The 19670-nt window shown below is 72.1% G+C and carries 16 protein-coding genes, 1 CRISPR repeat array and 1 riboswitch; of the genes, 7 read left to right on the top strand and 9 right to left on the bottom strand.

The genetic code is table 11. The features are described from left to right. The first annotated feature begins 166 nt into the window (after positions 1–166). From ACZ50K_RS11800 to ACZ50K_RS11810, 3 genes are all read left to right on the top strand, one after another. Positions 167–1618, top strand: coding sequence for a dihydrolipoyl dehydrogenase family protein (locus ACZ50K_RS11800; RefSeq protein WP_468900883.1), 1452 nt, complete (start codon positions 167–169; stop codon positions 1616–1618). 92 nt (positions 1619–1710) lie between these two features. Then, entirely contained in the window at positions 1711–2937 is a 1227-nt protein-coding gene (locus ACZ50K_RS11805) for an RNA ligase (RefSeq protein WP_468900884.1), read from the top strand. A 3-nt stretch (positions 2938–2940) separates the two neighbouring features. Further along, positions 2941–3870 (top strand): phosphatase domain-containing protein, encoded by a 930-nt coding sequence (locus ACZ50K_RS11810; protein ID WP_468900887.1) that lies wholly within the window; start codon positions 2941–2943, stop codon positions 3868–3870. On the opposite strand, the gene ACZ50K_RS11815 is transcribed toward ACZ50K_RS11810, so the two are convergent. Continuing rightward, on the bottom strand, positions 3855–4769 hold the full coding sequence (locus tag ACZ50K_RS11815; RefSeq protein WP_468900890.1) for a cyclase family protein: 915 nt from the start codon (positions 4767–4769) through the stop codon (positions 3855–3857). The two genes, ACZ50K_RS11810 and ACZ50K_RS11815, sit on opposite strands and share 16 nt — an antisense overlap. Continuing rightward, a complete protein-coding gene (locus ACZ50K_RS11820) occupies positions 4753–5241 on the bottom strand; it encodes a GNAT family N-acetyltransferase (RefSeq protein ID WP_468900892.1) in 489 nt (162 codons plus the stop codon). The genes ACZ50K_RS11815 and ACZ50K_RS11820 overlap by 17 nt, the downstream gene beginning before the upstream one ends. A 70-nt stretch (positions 5242–5311) precedes the next feature. Then, positions 5312–5392: riboswitch (cobalamin riboswitch) on the top strand. A 69-nt stretch (positions 5393–5461) separates the two neighbouring features. Between ACZ50K_RS11820 and ACZ50K_RS11825 the strand changes: the two genes are divergently transcribed. The 3 genes from ACZ50K_RS11825 (at position 5462) to ACZ50K_RS11835 (ending at position 8378) form a co-directional block, all read left to right on the top strand. Further along, entirely contained in the window at positions 5462–6478 is a 1017-nt protein-coding gene (locus ACZ50K_RS11825) for an ABC transporter substrate-binding protein (protein WP_468901195.1), read from the top strand. 110 nt (positions 6479–6588) lie between these two features. Continuing rightward, the gene (locus ACZ50K_RS11830) at positions 6589–7578 is read left to right on the top strand and encodes a FecCD family ABC transporter permease (RefSeq protein ID WP_468901197.1); all 990 of its coding nucleotides are present in this window, start codon (positions 6589–6591) and stop codon (positions 7576–7578) included. After that, a complete protein-coding gene (locus ACZ50K_RS11835) occupies positions 7575–8378 on the top strand; it encodes an ABC transporter ATP-binding protein (protein WP_468900895.1) in 804 nt (267 codons plus the stop codon). The genes ACZ50K_RS11830 and ACZ50K_RS11835 overlap by 4 nt, the downstream gene beginning before the upstream one ends. Before the next feature lie 10 nt (positions 8379–8388). Here ACZ50K_RS11835 and ACZ50K_RS11840 read toward each other — a convergent pair whose 3' ends face one another. The 6 genes from ACZ50K_RS11840 to ACZ50K_RS11865 form a co-directional block, all read right to left on the bottom strand. Continuing rightward, positions 8389–9057 (bottom strand): hypothetical protein, encoded by a 669-nt coding sequence (locus tag ACZ50K_RS11840; protein ID WP_468900898.1) that lies wholly within the window; start codon positions 9055–9057, stop codon positions 8389–8391. Beyond that, positions 9054–9467: a DUF6114 domain-containing protein gene (locus tag ACZ50K_RS11845; protein WP_468900901.1), complete on the bottom strand. Its 414-nt coding sequence runs from the start codon at positions 9465–9467 to the stop codon at positions 9054–9056. Before ACZ50K_RS11845 ends, ACZ50K_RS11840 begins: the two co-directional genes overlap by 4 nt. Beyond that, a complete protein-coding gene (locus tag ACZ50K_RS11850) occupies positions 9458–10108 on the bottom strand; it encodes a DUF6230 family protein (RefSeq protein WP_468900904.1) in 651 nt (216 codons plus the stop codon). Before ACZ50K_RS11850 ends, ACZ50K_RS11845 begins: the two co-directional genes overlap by 10 nt. 107 nt (positions 10109–10215) lie before the next feature. Beyond that, positions 10216–10986: a MerR family transcriptional regulator gene (locus tag ACZ50K_RS11855; RefSeq protein ID WP_468900906.1), complete on the bottom strand. Its 771-nt coding sequence runs from the start codon at positions 10984–10986 to the stop codon at positions 10216–10218. 79 nt (positions 10987–11065) lie between these two features. Then, the gene (locus tag ACZ50K_RS11860) at positions 11066–12259 is read right to left on the bottom strand and encodes a methyltransferase (protein WP_468901200.1); all 1194 of its coding nucleotides are present in this window, start codon (positions 12257–12259) and stop codon (positions 11066–11068) included. A gap of 74 nt (positions 12260–12333) precedes the next feature. Then, entirely contained in the window at positions 12334–12693 is a 360-nt protein-coding gene (locus ACZ50K_RS11865) for a tetratricopeptide repeat protein (protein WP_468900908.1), read from the bottom strand. A 71-nt stretch (positions 12694–12764) separates the two neighbouring features. Here ACZ50K_RS11865 and ACZ50K_RS11870 point away from each other — a divergent pair, with 71 nt between their 5' ends. Continuing rightward, complete coding sequence (locus tag ACZ50K_RS11870; protein ID WP_468900910.1) at positions 12765–13730, top strand: pirin family protein; 966 nt, start codon at positions 12765–12767, stop codon at positions 13728–13730. A gap of 551 nt (positions 13731–14281) precedes the next feature. On the opposite strand, the gene cas3 is transcribed toward ACZ50K_RS11870, so the two are convergent. Next, positions 14282–17023, bottom strand: a complete 2742-nt coding sequence (cas3, locus tag ACZ50K_RS11875; protein WP_468900913.1) for a CRISPR-associated helicase Cas3' — start codon at positions 17021–17023, stop codon at positions 14282–14284. A gap of 1143 nt (positions 17024–18166) precedes the next feature. Beyond that, a CRISPR array of direct repeats spans positions 18167–19233; the repeat unit is 29 nt. Positions 19234–19670: the final 437 nt, after the last annotated feature.

Here is a 19670-nt window from a genome sequence, read left to right on the forward strand (position 1 = left end):
TGACGGCCGCGCGCATGTGAGGGAATGACCGGCTCGTCGAGGGGCCCTTCCGGGATGTGATCCGGGAAGGGCCCTTCGGCGTATGGTGCACCGTGTACGTATGAGCCCCTGACCGGGATTCCGCACAGGGCCCGGCGGGCCTGTGGAAGCTCGGGAAGGTGTGCGCATGTCGGAAGCGGTGGAGTACGACGTCGTGGTGCTCGGGGCGGGGCCGGCCGGGGAGAACGTCGTCGACCGGGTGCGGGCCGCCGGGCTGACCGCCGCCGTGGTCGAGGGCGAGCTGATCGGCGGGGAGTGCTCCTACTGGGCCTGTGTGCCCAGCAAGGCGCTGCTGCGGCCCGCGCTCGCGCGGGCCGACGCGCGGAAGGTGCCCGGGCTGGCCGACGCCGTGCGCGGGCCGCTGGACGCCGAGGCGGTGTTCGCGCACCGGGACTACTGGACCGGGGACTGGAGCGACGCCGGGCAGGTGGAGTGGCTGGAGTCCGTCGGGGCGCACGTCTACCGCGGCCACGGTCGGCTCTACGGGATCCGCAAGGTCGCCGTCACCTCGCCCGAGGGGGAGCACCACGTACTGGCCGCCCGGCACGCGGTGGTCGTCGCCACCGGCACCCGGGCCGTGGTCCCCGAGCTCCCCGGGATCGCCGGGGCCCGCCCCTGGACCAGCCGGGAGGCGACCTCGGCCCGCGCGGTGCCCGGCCGGCTGCTGGTCGTCGGCGGGTCCGTGGTGGCCGCCGAGATGGCCACCGCCTGGCAGGCCCTCGGCTCGCAGGTGACCGTGCTGGTGCGCGGTGAGCGGCTGCTGCCGCGGATGGAGCCGTTCGCCGGGGACCTGGTCGCGGAGGCGCTGCGGGAGGCCGGGGCCGTGGTGCGCACGGGCGTGGAGGTCGAGGCCGTCGTACGGGACGGGTCCACCGGACCGGTGACCGTGGTGCTGGCCGGCGGGGAGACCCTGGAGGGGGACGAGCTGCTGGTGGCGACCGGGCGGGCGCCGCGCACCGAGGACATCGGACTGGACACGGTCGGGCTGACCCCGGGCGACTGGATCGAGGTCGACGACAGTCTGCGGTCCACCGCCCACGACTGGCTGTACGCGGTCGGGGACGTCAACCGCCGGGTGCTGCTGACCCATCAGGGCAAGTACCAGGCACGGATCGCGGGCGCGGCCATCGCCGCCCGCGCGGACGGCGGCGGCCCGGACCCGGACGGGGAAGGCGGCCGGGCCTGGGGGCCGTACGCCGCCACCGCCGACACCGAGGCGGTCCCGCAGGTGGTGTTCACCGATCCGGAGGCGGCGGCCGTCGGCCCCACCCTCGCCGAGGCGGAACGGGCCGGCCGCCGGGTCCGCGCCGTGGACTACGACCTGGGCAAGGTATCCGGCGCCGGACTCTACGCCGACGGCTACCGCGGACAGGCCCGGATCCTCGTCGACCTGGACCGGGAGGTCCTGATCGGCGCCACCTTCGTCGGCTCCGGCGCCGCCGAACTCCTGCACTCCGCCACCGTCGCCGTCGTCGGGGAGGTCCCGATCGACCGCCTCTGGCACGCCGTCCCCTCCTTCCCGACGGTCAGCGAGGTCTGGCTGCGACTGCTGGAGACCTACCGGGACCAGAGCGAGTAGCGGCGGCCGCACCGGCCGGGCCGCCGCTAAATCCCTGGTCGGCGGCCCCTCCGGCGGGAGAGGATGGCGCCTCACCCACCAGGAGGAAACCGATGAGCCAGGTGAACCTGACTCTGCACGACCTGATACCCGCGGCCGAGCTCGCGGCCGCCGTCGAGGCCGGACACGTCAGCCGCCGCACCCACCCCGAACTGCCGCTGTCCCTCTACTCGTACACCCGCGTCTGCCAGTACGAGCGGGTGTGGAACCGGGTCACCACCCGTTGCCGCGGACTCGTCGCCGACGACGTCACCGGCGAGATCGTGGCCCTGCCGCTGCCGAAGTTCTTCAACGTCGGCGAGCACGAGTCCGGGCAGCCCTACGCGCCCGCCCTCCCGGACGAGCCGTTCGAGGTGTACGACAAGGTCGACGGCAGCCTGGCCGTGGTCTTCCACTACGCGGGCCGCTGGCGGGCCGCCTCCCGCGGCTCCTTCACCAGCGTCCAGGCCACCTGGGCCCAGCGCCGCCTGGACGCACCCGGCACGGACACCTCCGCGCTCACCCCCGGGGTGACCTACCTCGCCGAGATCCTCTACCCGGAGAACCGGATCGTCGTCGACTACGGCGACCGCCGCGACCTGGTCCTCCTCGCCGCCTACCGCAACGACGGCACCGAACTCCCGCTCGGCGAGGCCGCCGCGCACTGGGACGGTGTCGGCTCCGTGGTCCGCACCTGGCCCGCCATGCCCCTCGACGAGCTGTTGAAACTCACCGAGTCCAGCACCCTGCCCGGCGGCGGGGCCGCCACCGGCACCGACGCCGAGGGCTTCGTCCTGCGCTTCGCCTCCGGCGTCCGCGCCAAGGCGAAGATCGCCGAGTACGTACGGCTGCACAAGGTGCTCACCGGGGTCACCGAACGGGACATCTGGCGCGACCACGGCATCCAGCGGTTCGCCGATACGCCCGTGAAGGCGCTGGCCGGGGCCCTCGGCTGCTCCCTCGCCGAGCTCGGTACGATCCGGGAGACCGGGGCCCGCCCGCTGGACGCCCTGCTGGAGCAGGTGCCCGACGAGTTCGACCACTGGGTGCGCGAGGTGATCGCACGGCTGGAGGAGACCGCGGCCGGCCGTCAGCAGGCCATCGACGAGGCCTACCGTGGTGTCGCGCACCTCGCCGACGACCGGGGTGCGTTCGCCCGCGCCGTCCGGACGCTGTCCGTCGATCCCGGAATCCGGGCGGCGATGTTCCAGCGACTCGACGGGCGCCCGACCGAGCTGATGGTCTGGCGCGCGATCCGGCCGGAGACGGCCGACCCGTTCAGCACCGACGAGGAGAACTGACCCGTGCCCGCCGTACACGTCATGACCGGACTTCCCGCATCGGGGAAGACCACCGCCGCCCGCCGGCTCCAGCAGGAGTCCGAGGGCCGGATGCGCCGGGTCAACCTGGACGACCTGCGTTCCATGCTCGACGTCCCGGACCCCGAGCGGGGCCGCAGCCACGCCCACGAGCAGACCGTCCTCGACATCCAGGACGCGGCCGTACGCGCCGCCGTCGAGGGCGGCTTCGACGTGGTGATCGACAACACCCACCTCACCCCGCACATCCCCAAGCGGCTGAAGGCGGCCCTGGTCGGCTTCGACGTCACCTTCGTGGTGCACGACTTCACCGATGTGCCGGTGGAGGAGTGCGTACGCCGCGACGCCGCCCGGGACCGCGCGGTCGGCGAGGAGATCATCCGGATCCTCGCCGACAAGCACGCCAAGGCGACCCGGGGCGGCTGGCGGCTCACCGCCGAATGGCTGGCCGGCAAGGCCGACGGCAAGCCCGCCGGCCGGCCGTACGAGCCCGATCCGGCGCTGCCCGCCGCGGTGCTGTGCGATATCGACGGCACCCTGGCGCTGCGCGGGGACCGCGGCCCGTACGACTTCACCCGCTGCGACGAGGACCTGCTCAACCCCCCGGTCCGGCAGGCCCTGCGGGCCTTCCGCGCCGCCGGGGAGGACACGGTGGTGCTGCTGTCCGGGCGCAGCGAGGACCACCGGGCGATCACCGAGCGGTGGCTCGCCCGCCACGAAGTCCCGTACGACGAACTGTGGATGAGGGCCTCGGGCGACGGCCGGGCCGATGACATCGTCAAGGCCGAGCTGTTCGACGCGCATGTCCGCGACCGGTTCGCGGTCCGGGTGTCGCTGGACGACCGTGACCGGGTCGTCGCCCTCTGGCGCCGGATGGGCCTGCCCACCTGGCAGGTCAACTACGGCAACTTCTGAACCCGGGCGGGCCGACCGTCCGGGAGGGTTGCGAAGGCCCGCACCGGGGAAGCGGCCGTGCCCTCGATCGGCGGTGGTGCGGCGGTGAAGTGGAAGCCGTCCACCGGCAGCCGGTCCAGATGGCGGAGCTGCTCGACGACGGGGATCCCGGCGGCGAGCAGTGCGGTGAGGGCGGGGCGGGCCGGACCGGAGGTGTCGTCGACGGCCGGGCAGTCGATGCCGACGAGGGCGGCGCCCCGCTCCGCCAGCAGGTCGGCGGCCGTCTCGGTGAGGTGGGGGTGGCCGGTGGCGTGGGCCTCGTTCTCGCCGCCGGAACGCTCCGACCAGCCGGTTTCGACGAGCACCGCCTTGCCCGCGAGGTCGAAGGGCGCGAACAGCGCCGCGTCGATCGTGCGCGAGGCGCTGCCGGTGACCCGTACGAGCACCCCGGGCAGCCCGGCCAGCCGGTCCAGACCGAGCCCGGCGAGGTCGGCGCCGTCGGGGTGCAGGTGGGCCGGGGCGTTCAGCCGGGTGCCGGGCGCGGGAACCCCGGGGCGGGCGGGCAGCCCGTCGCGGACGGGACCGCTGAGCTCGACCATCCGCCGTCCGCCGGTACGGGCGCCGGCACCGGCCCCGCTGCCGTCCCCGCCGCCGGTCGGGGCGGGCGGTGCCGGGTTCTTGTGCGGCTCCCGGATCACCCGCAGATTGCTGACCTCGGCGCTGCCGACCATCGTCAGGGCCAGCTGGCGCACGAAGATCCGGGCGACGGCCTCGGCGTCCACCCGCTCCGTCGGGACGTCCACCCGGAAGCCCTCGGAGCGGAGCCCGCCGCCGTTGGAGAAGGTGACGTCGATATCGAAGACGGCGCGCCATTCGGGCGCGGGCGCGGCGGTGGACGCGGACTCAGAGGATGCGTTCATCCATCGATGATTCCATGATCGGGCGGACCGGCTCGCGGACCATGAACACATCCACCGGATCCGTCGGGCAGCTGCTGTCCAGGGTGAACCCGTGCCGCTCGTAAAGGCGTTGGGCCGCGCTGCCCCGCAGCACGTTCAACCGGACCCGCAGGGTTTCGCGGTCGCAGCGGTCCAGGAGTCCGCGCAGCACGGCCGAGCCGATGCCGCCGCCCTGGGCGTGCGGGGCCAGGTAGAAGTGCTCCAGCCAGTGGACGTCCCCGGCCGGGCGCAGGGCCACACAGCCGGCGAACTGCCCGTCCACCTCGATGACCCGGGTGTGCTCGGGGGCGAAGCCGTCCCGCAACCGCTGGCGCACCCGCCGCTCGTCGTACCGGCCGAGCCGTTCCAGATCGGCCCGCAGCGCGACGGCCCGCAGTCCGGCCACCGCCTCGACATCGGCCGCCCGGGCCGGTCGGATCCCCCACTCCACCATGATCGCCAGCCTACGCCGCCCGGGCGGTCTGGCAGACTGTGGCAGGTCAACCCCAGGGCGGCGCGGATCAGGAAACCGGTGCGATTCCGGTGCGGTCCCGCCACTGTGACCGGCCAACTCCGCCTCGGCGGGGGAGCCGGGAGTCAGACACGGCCGTGCCGCCCCGTACCTCCCACTTCGACCAGGGGACGCGGATCCCCCGGAGAGGCCTCACGTGGACCTGTCACACCCGCGCACCGCCGTAGGCCTGCGCGCCCTCGCCGCCCTCGCCCTGTTGATACCCCTGGCGGCCTGCTCCGGATCGGATTCCGGTTCCGCGGGCGGTCCGGGCGGTTCCGGCGGCAAGGGGTCCGGGGCGGCCGCGCCCGGTTTCCCGTACACCACCGTCAACTGCGGGGTGAGCACCACCTACCAGGCGCCGCCCGAGCGGGCCGTCACGCTCACCCAGCACACCACCGAGATCCTCCTCGCCCTCGGCCTCCAAAACCGGATGGTGGGCACCGCCTATCTGGACGACGCGATCCTGCCGGCCTACCGCCCGGCCTACGACAAGATCAAGGTGCTGGCCAAGGAGTACCCCTCCAAGGAGCAACTCCTCTCCGTCAACCCGGACTTCGTCTACGGCGGCTATGCGAGCGCCTTCGACAAGGCCGCCGGACGCGACCGGCCCGGCCTGCAGAAGGCGGGCATCAACACCCGCCTCAACGTGGAGTACTGCACCGAAGGCCCGGTCGGACTCGCCCAGTTGAAGACCGAGATCACCGAGATCGCCCGCACCTTCGGCGTCCCCGGCCGCGGCGAGGCCCTCGTCGCCGACCAGCAGCGCCGCATCGACGCGGTGGCCGCGCGGCTCACCGGCAAGCCCAGGCCCGCCGTGTTCGCCTACGACGGCGGCGACAGCGCCGCCTCCACCTCCGGCGGCCAGGGCATCGGCAACGACATCATCACCCGGGCCGGCGGCACCAATGTGTTCGCCGACCTCAAGGACGGTTTCGGCGAGGTGTCCTGGGAGCAGGTCATCCAGCGCAAGCCCGAGGTCATCCTCATCTACGACTACGGCGGCACCCCCGTCGAGGCCAAGAAGCAGCGCCTGCTGAAGGACCCCGCCCTCGCGCAGGTCCCGGCCGTGAAGAACAAGCGGTTCGTGGTGCTGCCGCTGTCCTCCGCCGTGCTCGGCGTCCGGGTCGGCGACGCGGTGGAGTCCCTGGCCGGCCAGCTGCACCCCGACCCGGCGTGATCCCCGCCGTCCCCCGCCTCCGCCGCAGCCCCCGAACCCGCCCCACCCCTCCCGTCGGCCCTGTCGGCCCCGTCGGTCCCGTCCGTCGACGCACTCCCGCCGTCCTCGCGCTGCTCACCGTGGCCCTGTTCGCCGCCGCCGTCGCCGGGCTCGCGCTCGGGCCGGTGCGGATCGCCCCGGGCCAGGTGCTCGACATCGTGCTCGGCGGGCAGCGCACCGGCGCCTTCGCGGCCATCGTCTGGGACGTACGGATGCCGCGGGTGCTGCTCGGGGCGGTGGTCGGGGCGGGGCTCGCGGTCAGCGGCACCGTGCTCCAGGCCCTGGTCCGCAACCGCCTCGCCGACCCCTTCCTGCTCGGCGCCTCCTCCGGGGCCTCGGCCGGGGCCGTCTGCGTACTGGTCCTCGGGGCGGGCGCGGGCCTCGCCACCACCGTCAGCCTGCCCGCCGCGGCCTTCGCCGGCTCCCTGGGCGCGCTGCTCGCCGTCTACGCGATGGCCCGGCGCGGCGGCACCATGACCACCGGCCGGCTGATCCTGGCCGGGGTCGCCGTGCAGTACGTCCTGTCCGCCCTCACCAGTCTGATCCTGGTCCTGGCCGCCGAGGCCGACCAGGTCCGTCTGGTGCTGTTCTGGACCCTGGGCGGCCTCGGCGGGGCCCGCTGGGACGAACTGGCGGTGCCCGCCACCGCCCTGCTCCTCGGCACCGGGGTGCTGCTCGCGCTCGCCCGGCCGCTGGACCTGCTCCTCGCCGGCGAGGAGGGGGCCAGGACCCTCGGACTGGACACCGGCCGCTTCCGGGCCGTCGTGTTCGTCCTGACCTCGCTGGTCGTCGGGGTCCTGGTGGCCTACAGCGGGGCGATCGGATTCGTCGGACTGATGGTCCCGCACGCCGCCCGGATGGTCGTCGGCGCCGGCCACCGGGCCCTGCTGCCGGTGTCCGCGCTCGGCGGGGCGGTGTTCCTGCTGCTGGCCGACCTGGTGGCTCGTACCGCCGCGGCACCCGAGGAGATCCCGGTCGGCGTGGTCACCGCGCTGGTCGGCGGCCCCTTCTTCCTCTGGCTGCTGCGCCGCTCCGGGCGGGCCGAAGGAGTGCTCGGATGAGGGCCCGGGCAGCACCGGAACTCCCGGGCGGACCGGCCGGGCTCCATGTCGAAGGACTGCGGTACGAGACCCCCGGGGGGCGGGTCCTGCTGCACGGCGTCGAGCTGACCGCCGGCCCCGGGGAGACCGTCGGCGTGGTCGGCCCCAACGGCAGCGGCAAGACCACCCTGCTGCGCTGTGTGTACGGGGGACTGCGCGCCACCGCCGGCCGGGTGCTGCTCGGCGGCCGTGACGCCGGGTCGCTCGGCGTCAAGGAGCGGGCCCGCCGGGTGGCGGTGGTCCCGCAGGACGCCACCGGCACCTTCGGGCTGACCGTCCGCGAGGTGGTGGCCATGGGCCGCAGCCCGCACAAGCGGTTCTGGGAGCAGGACGGCCCGGAGGACGAACGGCGCACCCGGGAGGCCCTGCGCACGGTCGGCGCGGCCGAGCTGGCCGACCGGCCGTTCGAGGAGCTGTCCGGCGGCGAGCGGCAGCGCGCGCTGGTGGCCCGGGCCCTGGTCCAGGACCCGGGCCTGCTGGCCCTCGACGAACCGACCAACCACCTGGACATCCGCTTCCAGCTGGAGATCCTGGCGCTGGTGCGCGGCCTGCCGGCCACCGGCCTGCTGGTGCTGCACGACCTCAATCTGGCCGCGTCCTTCTGCGACCGGCTGTATGTGCTGCACCAGGGACGGACGGTGGCCGCCGGCACCCCGGCCGAGGTTCTGACCGAGGCGATGCTGGGCGAGGTGTACGGCGTACGGACCCGGATCGGGGTCCATCCGACGACGGGCGCGCCCAGCATCGTCTATCTGCCGTGACCGGCGACCGTCAGGAGGTGACGGTGATCTGCTGCGCCGGGTCGGTGGTGTTGGCGACCTTGTAGACGGCGCTGAAGGTGGACGAGGTGGCGCTGGTCGGGCAGCCGAATCCGCCGGTCACCTTGGCGGGCACCTGGACCCGGCTGAAGGTCAGCGAGGGCGGGGTGCCGTTGACCCAGGTGCCGGGCACGTTGAACGCGGCGTTCGGCGTGGCGGTGACCAGGCAGTTGGCCAGCCCGGTGGTCTTCACCACCAGTCCGCCCGGCGGCAGGACCATGGTGGCGGTGATCGGGGAGCCGTGCTGCATGGACACCTTCCAGGCGCCGCTGGTGGTGACGGTCGGGGTGACCCCCGGCAGGCTGGCGGTGCACGAGCTGTACGTGGGCGGGGTGATCGGGGAGACCACCGGGCCGGCCGGGTTGCTGTTGCCGGGGGCGGCCGGGACGGTGCCGGTGGAGACGGACACCGAACAGGTCACGGTGACCGAGCCGGCGGTGAAGGTGGCCGTACCGCTGAGGGTGGCCTTGAAGTTGTGACCGGCCGGGGTGACGGTGGTCGGGCCGGCCAGCGGTAACGGCGCGGCGGTGGCGGTGGCGGCGCCGAGGGTCAGCGCGCCGGCGGCGGCCAGCCCGAGGGCGAGGGTGGTGCGCGTGCGGTGGGTGTGCTGTTCGCGGCTCATGACGGTGCTCCTTGGGGATCGGAGAGCGGGGTGGGGGGAGGAGAGGCCTCCGGGGAGGGGCCTTGCGGGGCGGTGCGCGGCTGCCAGGCGAACATCAGGCCGCCGCCGAGGATCCCGAGCAGGGTTCCGATCAGGAACCCGCCCAGGTTGGAGAGGACGAGCGCGGCGGTGGCGATGAGGGTGGTGACCACTCCGGCGAGGGAGCGGTAGTGCGGGGCGAACCACACCGACAGGCCCAGCACCACCATCAGCAGGCCCATCAGGACCGAGGGGATGCCCGCCACCCCCTGGCTGAGCATGATCTTCAGGGGCGCCAGCGGGAGGGAGCAGATCCAGGCCCCGGCGAGGGCGGCGAGGAGCCCGCCCCAGAACGGCCTGCTGCGGCGCCACCGCCGGAATCTCAGAAGCATTCCTTCTTGCCCTTGCTGATCTTCAGGTTGAGGCCGGAGAGTTTGAAGGTGCCGGCGTTGGTCGCCCAGGCCGTCTGCTTCAGGTCGGTGATGCTGACGGTGTCGGCCTGCTGGGCGAACAGGTCCTGCATGCCCCGGGCTTCGGTGGGTCCCTTGTCCAGGGTGGAGGCGTCGCGCCCGATCTCGATGTTGGTGAAGGTGGCGTTGCCGGAGAGCTGGGTGGCGTCCACGAACAGGTTCGTCGCCTCCACCGGTTCCTTCTGGCCGGCCGTCAGGTTGAGCGAGATGTCACCGATCATCGGGAGCGTGGTGATCACCGACTGGCAGAGGCTGTGGAGCTTCGCCTCCCGGATGGCGGTGACGGCGACCGGGATCAGTTCCTCGCGGGCGTTGATGTCCACGCTGCCGTACTGGGCGAATCCCTCGCCGGTCAGGCTCTTCGCGGACACCTTGAACTGCTGCCCCGACACGGCGAAGGAGGCGGCGAGCGCGCCCTGGGCGAGGGCGATGCCCAGGCCTGCGGTGACGGCGATGGCCGGGACGGTCAGGACGGCGAACCGGCGCCAGCGCACCCGCCCGTCCGTGTCGCTGCCCGGCCCGTTCTGCCCGTCCTGACCTTCCTCGGATAACTCATGCTGCATGGCACATCCCCTTGTGATCGTTACTGACCGGTATGGGTGTGCCGTTGAATGTAAGAGTGCCAATGGCGGTTGGCAAGGTTGCTCGACCGCCACCTTCCGGCCAACTACTACTGTTGCGTACGGGGTTCAGTGCGCAGTAGTGAGGCGACCTCCGCGTCCACCCGACGGGCCATCGCGCGGGCGAACTCGGCGGTCACCACCTCGCCGGCGACCGGACGCAGCGCCGCCACCGCCCCGGTGATGTGCTCCAGCTGGGCGGCCGAAAGCCGACCCAGCCCCTCCGGTCCGACCACGTGCCGCCGGAAGAGCCCCACGAACCGGTCCGCCAGCGCCGCCGCCTGGCTCTGCACGAACTCCCCGGCGTCCAGGATCTCCGCCAGCGGCACCCCCTGCCGCACCAGGGTCAGCGTCGCCTCCAGCAGCCGCCGGTTGGGGAAGGTCACCGCGTCCCCCTCGACCCGTACGTACTCCAGCGCGGCCGCCCGCCGGGTGTCCTGGGCGGTAGCGGCCGGACCGAACAGCTCCCGCAGCTCGTCCAGGGTGATGGTGACCGGCTCCTCCTGGACCCAGTCCCGAGTCATCTCCCGCTCCAGCCCGAGCAGTTGGGCGATTCCCCCGCCCTGCTCCCAGGCGTCCAGCAGCTCGCCGATGCCCTGCACGGTGTAGCCACGGCCCAGCAGGTCGTCGATCAGCCGGAGCCGCACCAGATGATCGTCGGAGTACCAGGCGATCCGGCCCTCCCGGCGGGGCGGCGGCAGCAGTCCGCGCTCCTGGTAGTAGCGCAGGTTGCGCACCTTCACCCCGGCCGCCCGGGCCACTTCCTCCCGCCGGTAGCGCGCCCCGGCGCCACCGCCGTCCACCGTCGCCTCGCTGTTCACGCGGCCGAGTGTAGGACGTACCCGCTGGTCACATAGGGCGTGCGCGAATCCGGCCGACGGGTAGGAGCGGGGGAGGGGCCTACCGGCCCGCCCGCTGCTCCCGCTGCTCACGCTTGACCGCGCGCAGCACCACGAACTTGGGCTCGCTGGCCACCACTTCGCTGTTGCCGAACAGCCGCCGCAGATGGGTGTGGTAGCCCATGTGCCGGTTGGCGACCACCCACAGCTCGCCGCCGTTCCGCAGCACCTTCCGGCTCTGCGCGAACATCCGCAGCGCGGTGGCGTCCGTGGTCGCCTGGTGCGAGTGGAACGGCGGGTTGTTCAGTACGAGGTCCACCGAGGCCGGCGGCAGGCCCGCCACCCCGTCGCCCACCAGGAACTCGGCGCGCTCCCGGCCCCGGGGCACATTGGCCTCGAAGGTGGCCCTGGCGGAGGCGACGGCCTGGTACGACTCGTCGGTGAACACCACCTCGGCGTCCGGGTCGGCGACCGCGACCGCCGTGCCCACCACACCGTTGCCGCAGCCCAGGTCCAGGACCCGTGCGCCGTCGGTGTTGGTCGGGATGCTCTGCAGGAAGAAGCGGGTGCCGATGTCCAGCCGGTCCGCGCAGAAGATCCCGGCATGGTTGACCACGGTCAGACCGGCACCGGAGCCGCCGTCCTCGTCCACCGTGTAGGTGACCGGCCAGGGGTCCACGGCCCGCGTGGGGGCGATCGCCTTGTCCGGGGTGCAGAAGATCAGCCGGGCCTTCTTGTCGGCCAGCGAGGTCCGGGTCGGCCCGATGATCTTCTCGAAGGTGCGCAGGGTGGAGGTGTGGATCTCCTTGACCATGCCGGTGCCCACCACGACGGTGTCCTTGTGCAGGTGCGGGGCCACCCGGTACAGCTGGTCCTCCAGCAGCGCCAGGCTCTTCGGCACCCGGACCAGCAGCACGTCGATCCGCTCCGGCGGCGGATCCTGCGTGGTCAGCAGCCGCAGCCGGGCGGCCGGCGTGCCCGAACGGTCCAGATTGGCCTCGGTGGCCTTGTGGGTGAGCGCGGAGTCGGTGATCTGGGCCGGCCGGTACGCGGCCAGCGCCGTCACCAGCGCCCCCCAGCGGTCCCCGAGCACGGTGATCTGCCCGGCACCGGCCAGGTCCACCGGCCCGCGGTCCCCGGTACCCGAGGCCAGATGGCGCAACAGGTACTCGTCGGCGGCGTCCCAGGCGCGCAGCTGGTCGCGCGGGTCCTGGGGGAAGCGGGTGAGCTCGTAGGAGCCGAAGGGCGTGGTCAGACGATTCATATTGGCCCCAGGCTAACCGAGCCGAAGCCTCCGGGCGCACCCGCACACCCGCGCGCCCCCAGTGCTCAGCGGCCGTCCTCCGGGAAGTCCCCGGCCATGGCCGCGGCGATCCGCAGAAACGGCCGGGCCTCCGCGTCCCGCCCCTGCCGCTCCAGGGTGCGCCCCATCATCAGCTGGGCGTACTCCTCCACCGGCCAGCGCTCCAGGATCCCGCGCAGCTCGGTCTCGGCCCGTACCAGCTGGGCCGAGTGGTAGTAGGAGCGGGCCAGCAGCAGCCGCGGTGCGAGCTGCTCGGGGGCCTCCACGGTCAGCGGCGCCAGGATCCTCGCGGCCGTCGCGTACTCCCGCGCACCGAAGAAGAGCTGTGCGCGGTCCCAGCGCTCGGCGGCCGTTCCGTGGTCGTAATAGGTCGTCGAAGCGTTCATGGCCCCTGCAACACGTGCCCTGCCCGGAACATTCCGGGTACGTACCGCCGGACCCGGGCTACGTTGTCCGCATGAGCAATCTCGATCGCCAGCCCGCTCTCTCCGCCTGCGGCGGCCGCGGCTTCGTCGTCGCCGAGCCCGTCCGCGAACTCCTCAGCCCCCGCACGGTCAAGCTCGGCGAGGCCACCGAGGTCCGCCGGCTGCTCCCGAACCTGGGCCGCCGGATGGTGGGCGCCTGGTGCTTCGTCGACCACTACGGGCCCGACGACATCGCCGACGAGCCCGGTATGCAGGTGGCCCCGCACCCGCACGCCGGACTGCAGACGGTCAGCTGGCTGCACCAGGGCGAGGTGCTGCACCGCGACAGCGTCGGCAGCCTGCAGACGGTCCGCCCGCGCGAGCTCGGCCTGATGACCTCCGGGCGCGGCATCAGCCACTCCGAGGAGAGTCCCCGGCCGCACGCCCGCTTCCTGCACGGCGCCCAGCTGTGGGTGGCCCTCCCGGACGCCCACCGGAACGTCGACCCCCACTTCCAGCACCACGCGGACCTCCCGCAGGTCACCGCCCCCGGCCTGACGGCCACGGTGATCCTGGGCACCCTGGACACGGCCACCTCGCCCGGAACCGCGTACACCCCCATCGTCGGCGCCGACCTCACCCTCGCCGCCGGCACCGAGACCCGCCTCCCCCTGGACCCCGACTTCGAGTACGCGGTCCTGTCCATGTCGGGCGAAGCCCACGTGGACGGCGTCCCGGTCCTCCCCGGCTCCATGCTCTACCTCGGCTGCGGCCGCACCGAACTCCCCCTCCGCGCCGCCTCCGACGCCGGCCTGATGCTCCTGGGCGGCGAGCCCTTCGAGGAGGAGATCGTCATGTTCTGGAACTGGATCGGACGGTCCCACGATGATATCGCGCAGGCCCGAGAAGACTGGATGAACGGCTCCCGCTTCGGTGAGGTCAAGGGCTACGACGGTCCTCCGATTCCGTCTCCCGAACTGCCGCCAACTCACCTGAAGCCCCGGGGAAGAGTGCGCTGAACTGGGTATATCTGGTGGCGAGGGGTTCACGCGGCGGGCGCGAACCCCCTTCCGCTTCTTTGTGGCGCGTGGTGTGGGATTCAGTGGGCGGAGGCGGTTTCTGATCTTGCTGTCGAGTCTCATGTGCGACAGGGTGTGGTCGGGTCTAGTCGGATGAATGCTGACCCTTTGCTGACTTTACTGACGAGTAGTCAGATTTATTGCAGCGGAATCCTGGCGCACTGCTTGGTACGCGAACCTCACGTCGAGAGGTTTGCCGGTGGTTACTTCGGGGTGCGGGAGCGACCCGCCGAGGGCTCGGTTCCGGTCCCCCGACCCGCCGTCGATCGGTCAGTGCGACCCGCGCGTCAGTTTGTGGACAGCCCACAAGAGGTGTGTCGACGTTGCCATCTCTTGCTCCTTCGCCCACCGGTCGGCGCGGAAGCTATAGCTGCTGGCGCGGGCGGAGCGCACCACGAAGGCGCAGTCGTTCGGCTGTGGGAAGACCACCTGCGCGGACCGTTCCCCGACAGCTTGAGTGGCGTGGACCTCGCCGGAGTGGACGTGGTTGTTCAGAGATGGACGAGGCCGAGTTCCGGGTCGAGGTGAAGGCGGTGTCGGCCGGCCTGGTAGGGCCGGGGGGTGCCGTTCTGGGTGGGGTGGGGGAGGAGTCGGAGGTCGCGGGCGATGGGGGTGCTCTCCCATTCGACGGGTGTCTGGGTTTGGGGGTCGTCGGAGGGGAGGTAGGCGCCGGGGCAGGCGACGGTGAGTCGGACGAGCGCTGCGACGGTGTCACGGTCGAGCTCGGCCCGGCCCGGCTTGGGGATCGGGACAGCGGTGGTGCACGCGGGGTCGGTGTATCTGCGGCCGTCGGGGGTGACGTAGATCGGCAGGACGCGGAGGCTGTCGGCTCCTAGGCGCGTGACGAGGTCGTCTTCGTCGCCGTCGTAGGTGGTGAGCGGATACAGGTCGGTGACCGCGTGAGGGCTGGGGATGCTGCGGGCGTGGCCGGAGGCGGTGTCGGCGGCTTCCCGGGCGGCACGGTGCCGATCGTCGGCGAGGGCCTGGTCTGCGAGCTCGTTCAGGTCGACGTAGACGGTCTCGATCATGGCAGCGACGTCCTCGGGGACGGCGACGGGGCCGTGGTGGCTGCTGAGGAGATCGCGGGTGCGGCGTAGCAGGGAGGCGTCGTAGACAGTGCCCCACTGGGGAGGCGGTAGCTGTCCCTTGGGGGTGAGCACAGCGAGGTGGGGAGTGGGGGCCCAGGACGGACGTGAACCACGGTTACCGAGTTCGTGGCGGTGCCCGCGGCCGGCACGCTGGAGCAGCTGGGCGAGTGGGGCCAGGTCGGTGATGACGAGATCGGCGTCGATGTCGAGGGACTGCTCGGCGAGCTGAGTGGCGACGACGATGATCGGAGTTGTCGGGCGCAGGGCCTTCTTGCCGAGGGTGTCCAGGAGTTCGCGGGTGATCTGCTCGCGCTGCCAGACGGGCATGCGGGCGTGAAGGAGTAGAACGCGGGGGCGGCGGCTTCCCGCGCGGGCGATGAGCTGCTGGTAGGTGGCCTGGGCGTCGGGCACGGTGTTGCAGACGACCAGTACTGTGCCGGCATCGGCTTCCTGGTCGTAGCAGGGGTCGAGAAGGGAGTTGAGGTTCGCGGCCCGTGCGTTGGTGTGAGCGGTGTTGTGGCTGTGGTTGCCGTGGATGAGGGTGACGGTGAGCTTTCGGGCGCGGGTGGTCGGCAAGATCGCGGATGCGGTCACCGTGCCGGTGGTGGCATCCGCGTACGCCCAGCCTGGGTAGGCGGGCGTGACGGTGGTGGGGTCCGTATGACCGGCGCCGGAGCGGTAGGCGTCGACGAGGCGACGGGCCAAGGAGCCGGAGAGGGTCGCGGACAGGAGGATCACCGGAGCACCGAGATGGCCCAGCCACTCCAGCAACCGCACGGTAAGGGCGTGCCCGTACGCGTCGTAGGCGTGGGCTTCGTCGATGACGATCGTCTTGCCCGACAGGGCGAGCCAGCGCATCGCGTTGTACCGGACGGGCAAGGCGGCGAGCGCGCCCTGGTCCCAGGTGACGACGGCGACAGGGGCGAAGAGGGGCCGATGGCGCCCGCGGATCCAGTCGCCCGCGAACGTGGACGTGCACCCGTCGCCCAAGACCTCTCCACCGTCGTTGTAGTCAGGGTTCAACCAGGCCATCGAGTGCACGAGCGTGACCGGGGTGTCGGCCAGGGTCTGCGCGGAGGTGTAATCCCGAACGCGCTCCCACATGGCATTCGTGGTGGCCATCGTCGGTAGCAGCAGTCCGACACCGGTCCGGCCCGCGGCAGCGCCCATGATCCGTGCCCCGAACAACGCCGACTCGGTCTTGCCATCGCCGGTCGGCGCAGTCACCAGAAGTAGACCGGAGCCGGCCACCAGCCCCGGGAGCCGGTCGGCGAGGTCTGCCTGCAGGGGGTGCGGTCGGGTGATCCCCGGGAACACGTCGGAGAAGGTCTTCGCAGGCTTCCAAGCCGCTACGCCGAGCTGCGCCCGGATGATCGCGTTAGGGGCGTGCTTCATGGCGCGGGCGTGGTGGTCCAGCCAGTTCTCGTCGCCGGCCGCGAACCACTCCCTCCCGCGGGGGAGGACCCACTTCTTCTGGGAGGCGAGCCAGTCCGCCAGGACGATGAGTCCGGTCGCGAGAACGGCGGTACCGGGTGGAGCGACGCGGGAGGGGGCGATCGGGTGGCCGCATGCCTGGTGCAGGAGTGCGACGAGTGCTTGCCGTTGAACCGGCCATCCTGGTGCGGTCCCGATTCTCGGCTCGGTCCGACCAGGGTTGGTCATGGTGGCCCGGTCCAGCGCGGGCCCGTATACACCGTGGTGGCCGCCGAGGATCTGCGCGACCTGATGGGCGACGGACCGCGCCGGCCGTGATGTCGCGTCGTACCCGTATGGCGCCAGCAGTTGGGGGACGACGAGGTGAGAGACTCTTTCGTGCCTGATGGCGTCCTCGTACATCCATCCATGTGGCGCGGCGAATTCGGCCTCGTCGAGGAGACTGGGGCAGGGCCCGGCCGGCAGGCCGGCGAAGGATGGCGAACACTTCCCGATGTCATGAAGCCCAGCCCAAAAGCTGAGCAAGTCGCGCATCTGGCCAACGGTGACGCCGAATCCTTCGGCCACCTGCTCCTTCTGCCCGGCGCTGACGAATGCGTCCCACAACGCGCCGGCCATCGCGGCTGTGTCGAGCAGGTGACAGGCCAGCGGATATGGCCAAGGCAACCCATGCGCCTTGCCCCACACCCGTGAATCGATCCATTCAGGCATCAGTAGGTCCTCATTCTCAGCGTGCTCGATTGCGCCTGTATGTGTAGGCGGGCCGCAACCGGAACTGGCAGATGGGCTAGCTGCAGACTCCCGCGTGTGCAGGGTGGACGGGATGCCGAGGGCGGTCAGCAGCGCGGACGCCGGTCAACTCCCGCGCGTGCAGGTCAGGGGCGCCGGGGTGATGCCGACCCTTCTTGATCGGCGACGGACTCCCACGCGTGCAGGTCGGACGCCAGTTGCTCGGTGACTTTGCGCTTGCCCAGCGGTCGACTCCCGCGCGTGCAGGTCGGACGGCGACCGCATCCAGAAGGTCATGCTGCCCGGCGGTCGACTCCTGCGCGTGCAGGTCGGACGGCTGATTGAGGCTCGCCGGCCGAAGGGCTACGGTGGACTCCCGCGCGTGCAGGTGGGACTCGACCTGGCCCGGAATGGTGACCGCGAGGACCGGTGGACTTCCGCGCGTGCAGGTCGGGCTACTCATTCATCGTGTCCAGCAAGTCGCCCGCCGGTGGACTCCCGCGCGTGTGCAGATCGGACTGGATGATCGGCATCCTGCACGTGGCCGCGTGGCCGCGTGGCCGCGTTCGGTGGGCTCCCGCGCGTGCAGGCCGGACGTGAACACCTTGGGCCCAGCGCCGTCGCCGCGCGGTTGATGCCCGCGCGTGCAGGTCGGACGGAGGCGACGACGAGCCCGGGCGTGTCTGGTTCGGTGGACTCCCGCGCGTGCAGAGGTTGGACGCCGCCGGGATTGCCGCGGCCCTCAGCGGCGATGGACTCCCGCGCGTGCAAGTCGGGCGTTCGCTGGCGCGGCGAACAGCCCTCCGTCGTCGGTCGACTCCCGCACGTGCAGGTTGGACCTGCCGGAATCCGGCGGCGGTGGACTCCCACGCGTGCAGGCCGGCCCCCGCGAGCGCAGGCTCTCACACAGGGGGCGACGGTCGGCAGACCAGTGGATGGAATGATGAGACTCCTGCGTTTGCGGGTCGGTTCCACTGCCGTAGACCTTCCAGAACCCGGCTCCCGACAGACTCCCGCACCTGCGGGTCGGAGAGAACGGCTACCACGCACCGGACGATCACCGTGGGCGGACTCCTGGGCGTGCAAGACGGACTCGGCGACGAACGCGCAAGACATGGGGCAAGCCGGTCGACTCCCGCGTGTGCAGGTCGGACTGGCTCGGCCCCGGCCAGGTCGGCGTCAACCACGGTCGACTCCCGCGCGTGCAGGTCGGACAGGTGTGGCAGTCCACGGGCGTTACAGCCCCTCGGTCGACTCCCGCGCGTGCAGGTCGGACTCCGCCGTCGGCCCGGGCTCGTCGTCGCTCACCGGTCGACTCCCGCGCGTGCAGGTCGGACAACCCGGCTACGGCTCACGGCGGGACGAACGGCGGTCGACTCCCGCGCGTGCAGGTCGGACGCCCTGACCGCGACCGAGCTGCGGATGCGCGGCGGTCGACTCCCGCGCGTGCAGGTTGGACCCCAAGGGCGAAAGGGGCCTGGCAGCCGATGTCGGTCGACTCCCGCGCGTGCAGGTCGGACGGGTGGTCGGGGTCGGCCCCGACGTACGGCGACGGTTGACTCCCGCGCGTGCAGGTCGGACACCTCTTTACGGAGCTCCACCGCGGCGGCGATCGGTCGACTCCCGCGCGTGCAGGTCGGACCGGTCACGGCGATGTCCGAAGGTCTGGAATGCCGGTCGACTCCCGCGCGTGCAGGTCGGACGGCTCCCCGCAGGTGATTGGGTAGACCTCGCACGGTCGACTCCTGCGCATGCAGGTCGGACTTCGGACGGTCCGGCCAGCCGTTTCGCACCCGGGTCGACTCCCGCGCGTGCAGGTCGGACCTGTGGGAGAAGGTCATCGGGCCGACGTTCCGGGGTCGACTCCCGCGCGCGCAGGTCGGATGTGAAGATCTCTGCGAAGCTCGCGCTGATCTCCGGTCGACTCCCGCGCGTGCAGGTCGGACGAGCACCCCACGACCCGGTTCGAGGACGTCGACGGTCGACTCCCACGTGTGCAGGTCGGACGCCGGCACCGACGTGGTCACCGACCTGCTCATCGGTCGACTCCCGCGCGTGCAGGTCGGACCCCGGTCGAGGGTGACGTTCATGTCAGCTCGCCGGATCGACTCCCGCGCGTGCAGGTCGGACGGTCCGCCGACATCGGCCTCACTGCCGACGGACGGTCGACTCCCCCGCGTGCAGGCCGGACTCGATGCCACCGCAGGGGTGATGCCCAGAGCGTCGGTCCACTCTGGCGACTTCGGCGAGCGCGCTACCTGGACCGATCGTTTCCCGCGTGTGCAGGTCAGACGGCGTAGAGCGTGGCCATCGACCCGCCCTCGCCGGTGGACTCCAGCGCGTGCAGGTCGGACAGGCGGTTGAAAACTCCGCCTCCGGGCTCCGGCGGTCGACTCCTGCGCGTGCAGTTCGGACCCCACGGTGGCTCCATCCGGGCGCAGTTGCGGGCTGGACGCCCTGTCGTGAATGTTCGTGCCGGTGCCCATCGGTCGACTCCCGCACGTGCGGGCTGGACGGCGCCAACGAGGCACAGGCGATGTGCGAGCCGGGTCGACTCCCGCGCGTGCGGGCTGGACGGTCGGTGTCGGCGGTCATGGGGCGGTCGGCAGGGTTGACTCCCGAGCGTGCA

It is taken from the genome of Streptomyces sp. NPDC033845, from assembly GCF_055576225.1.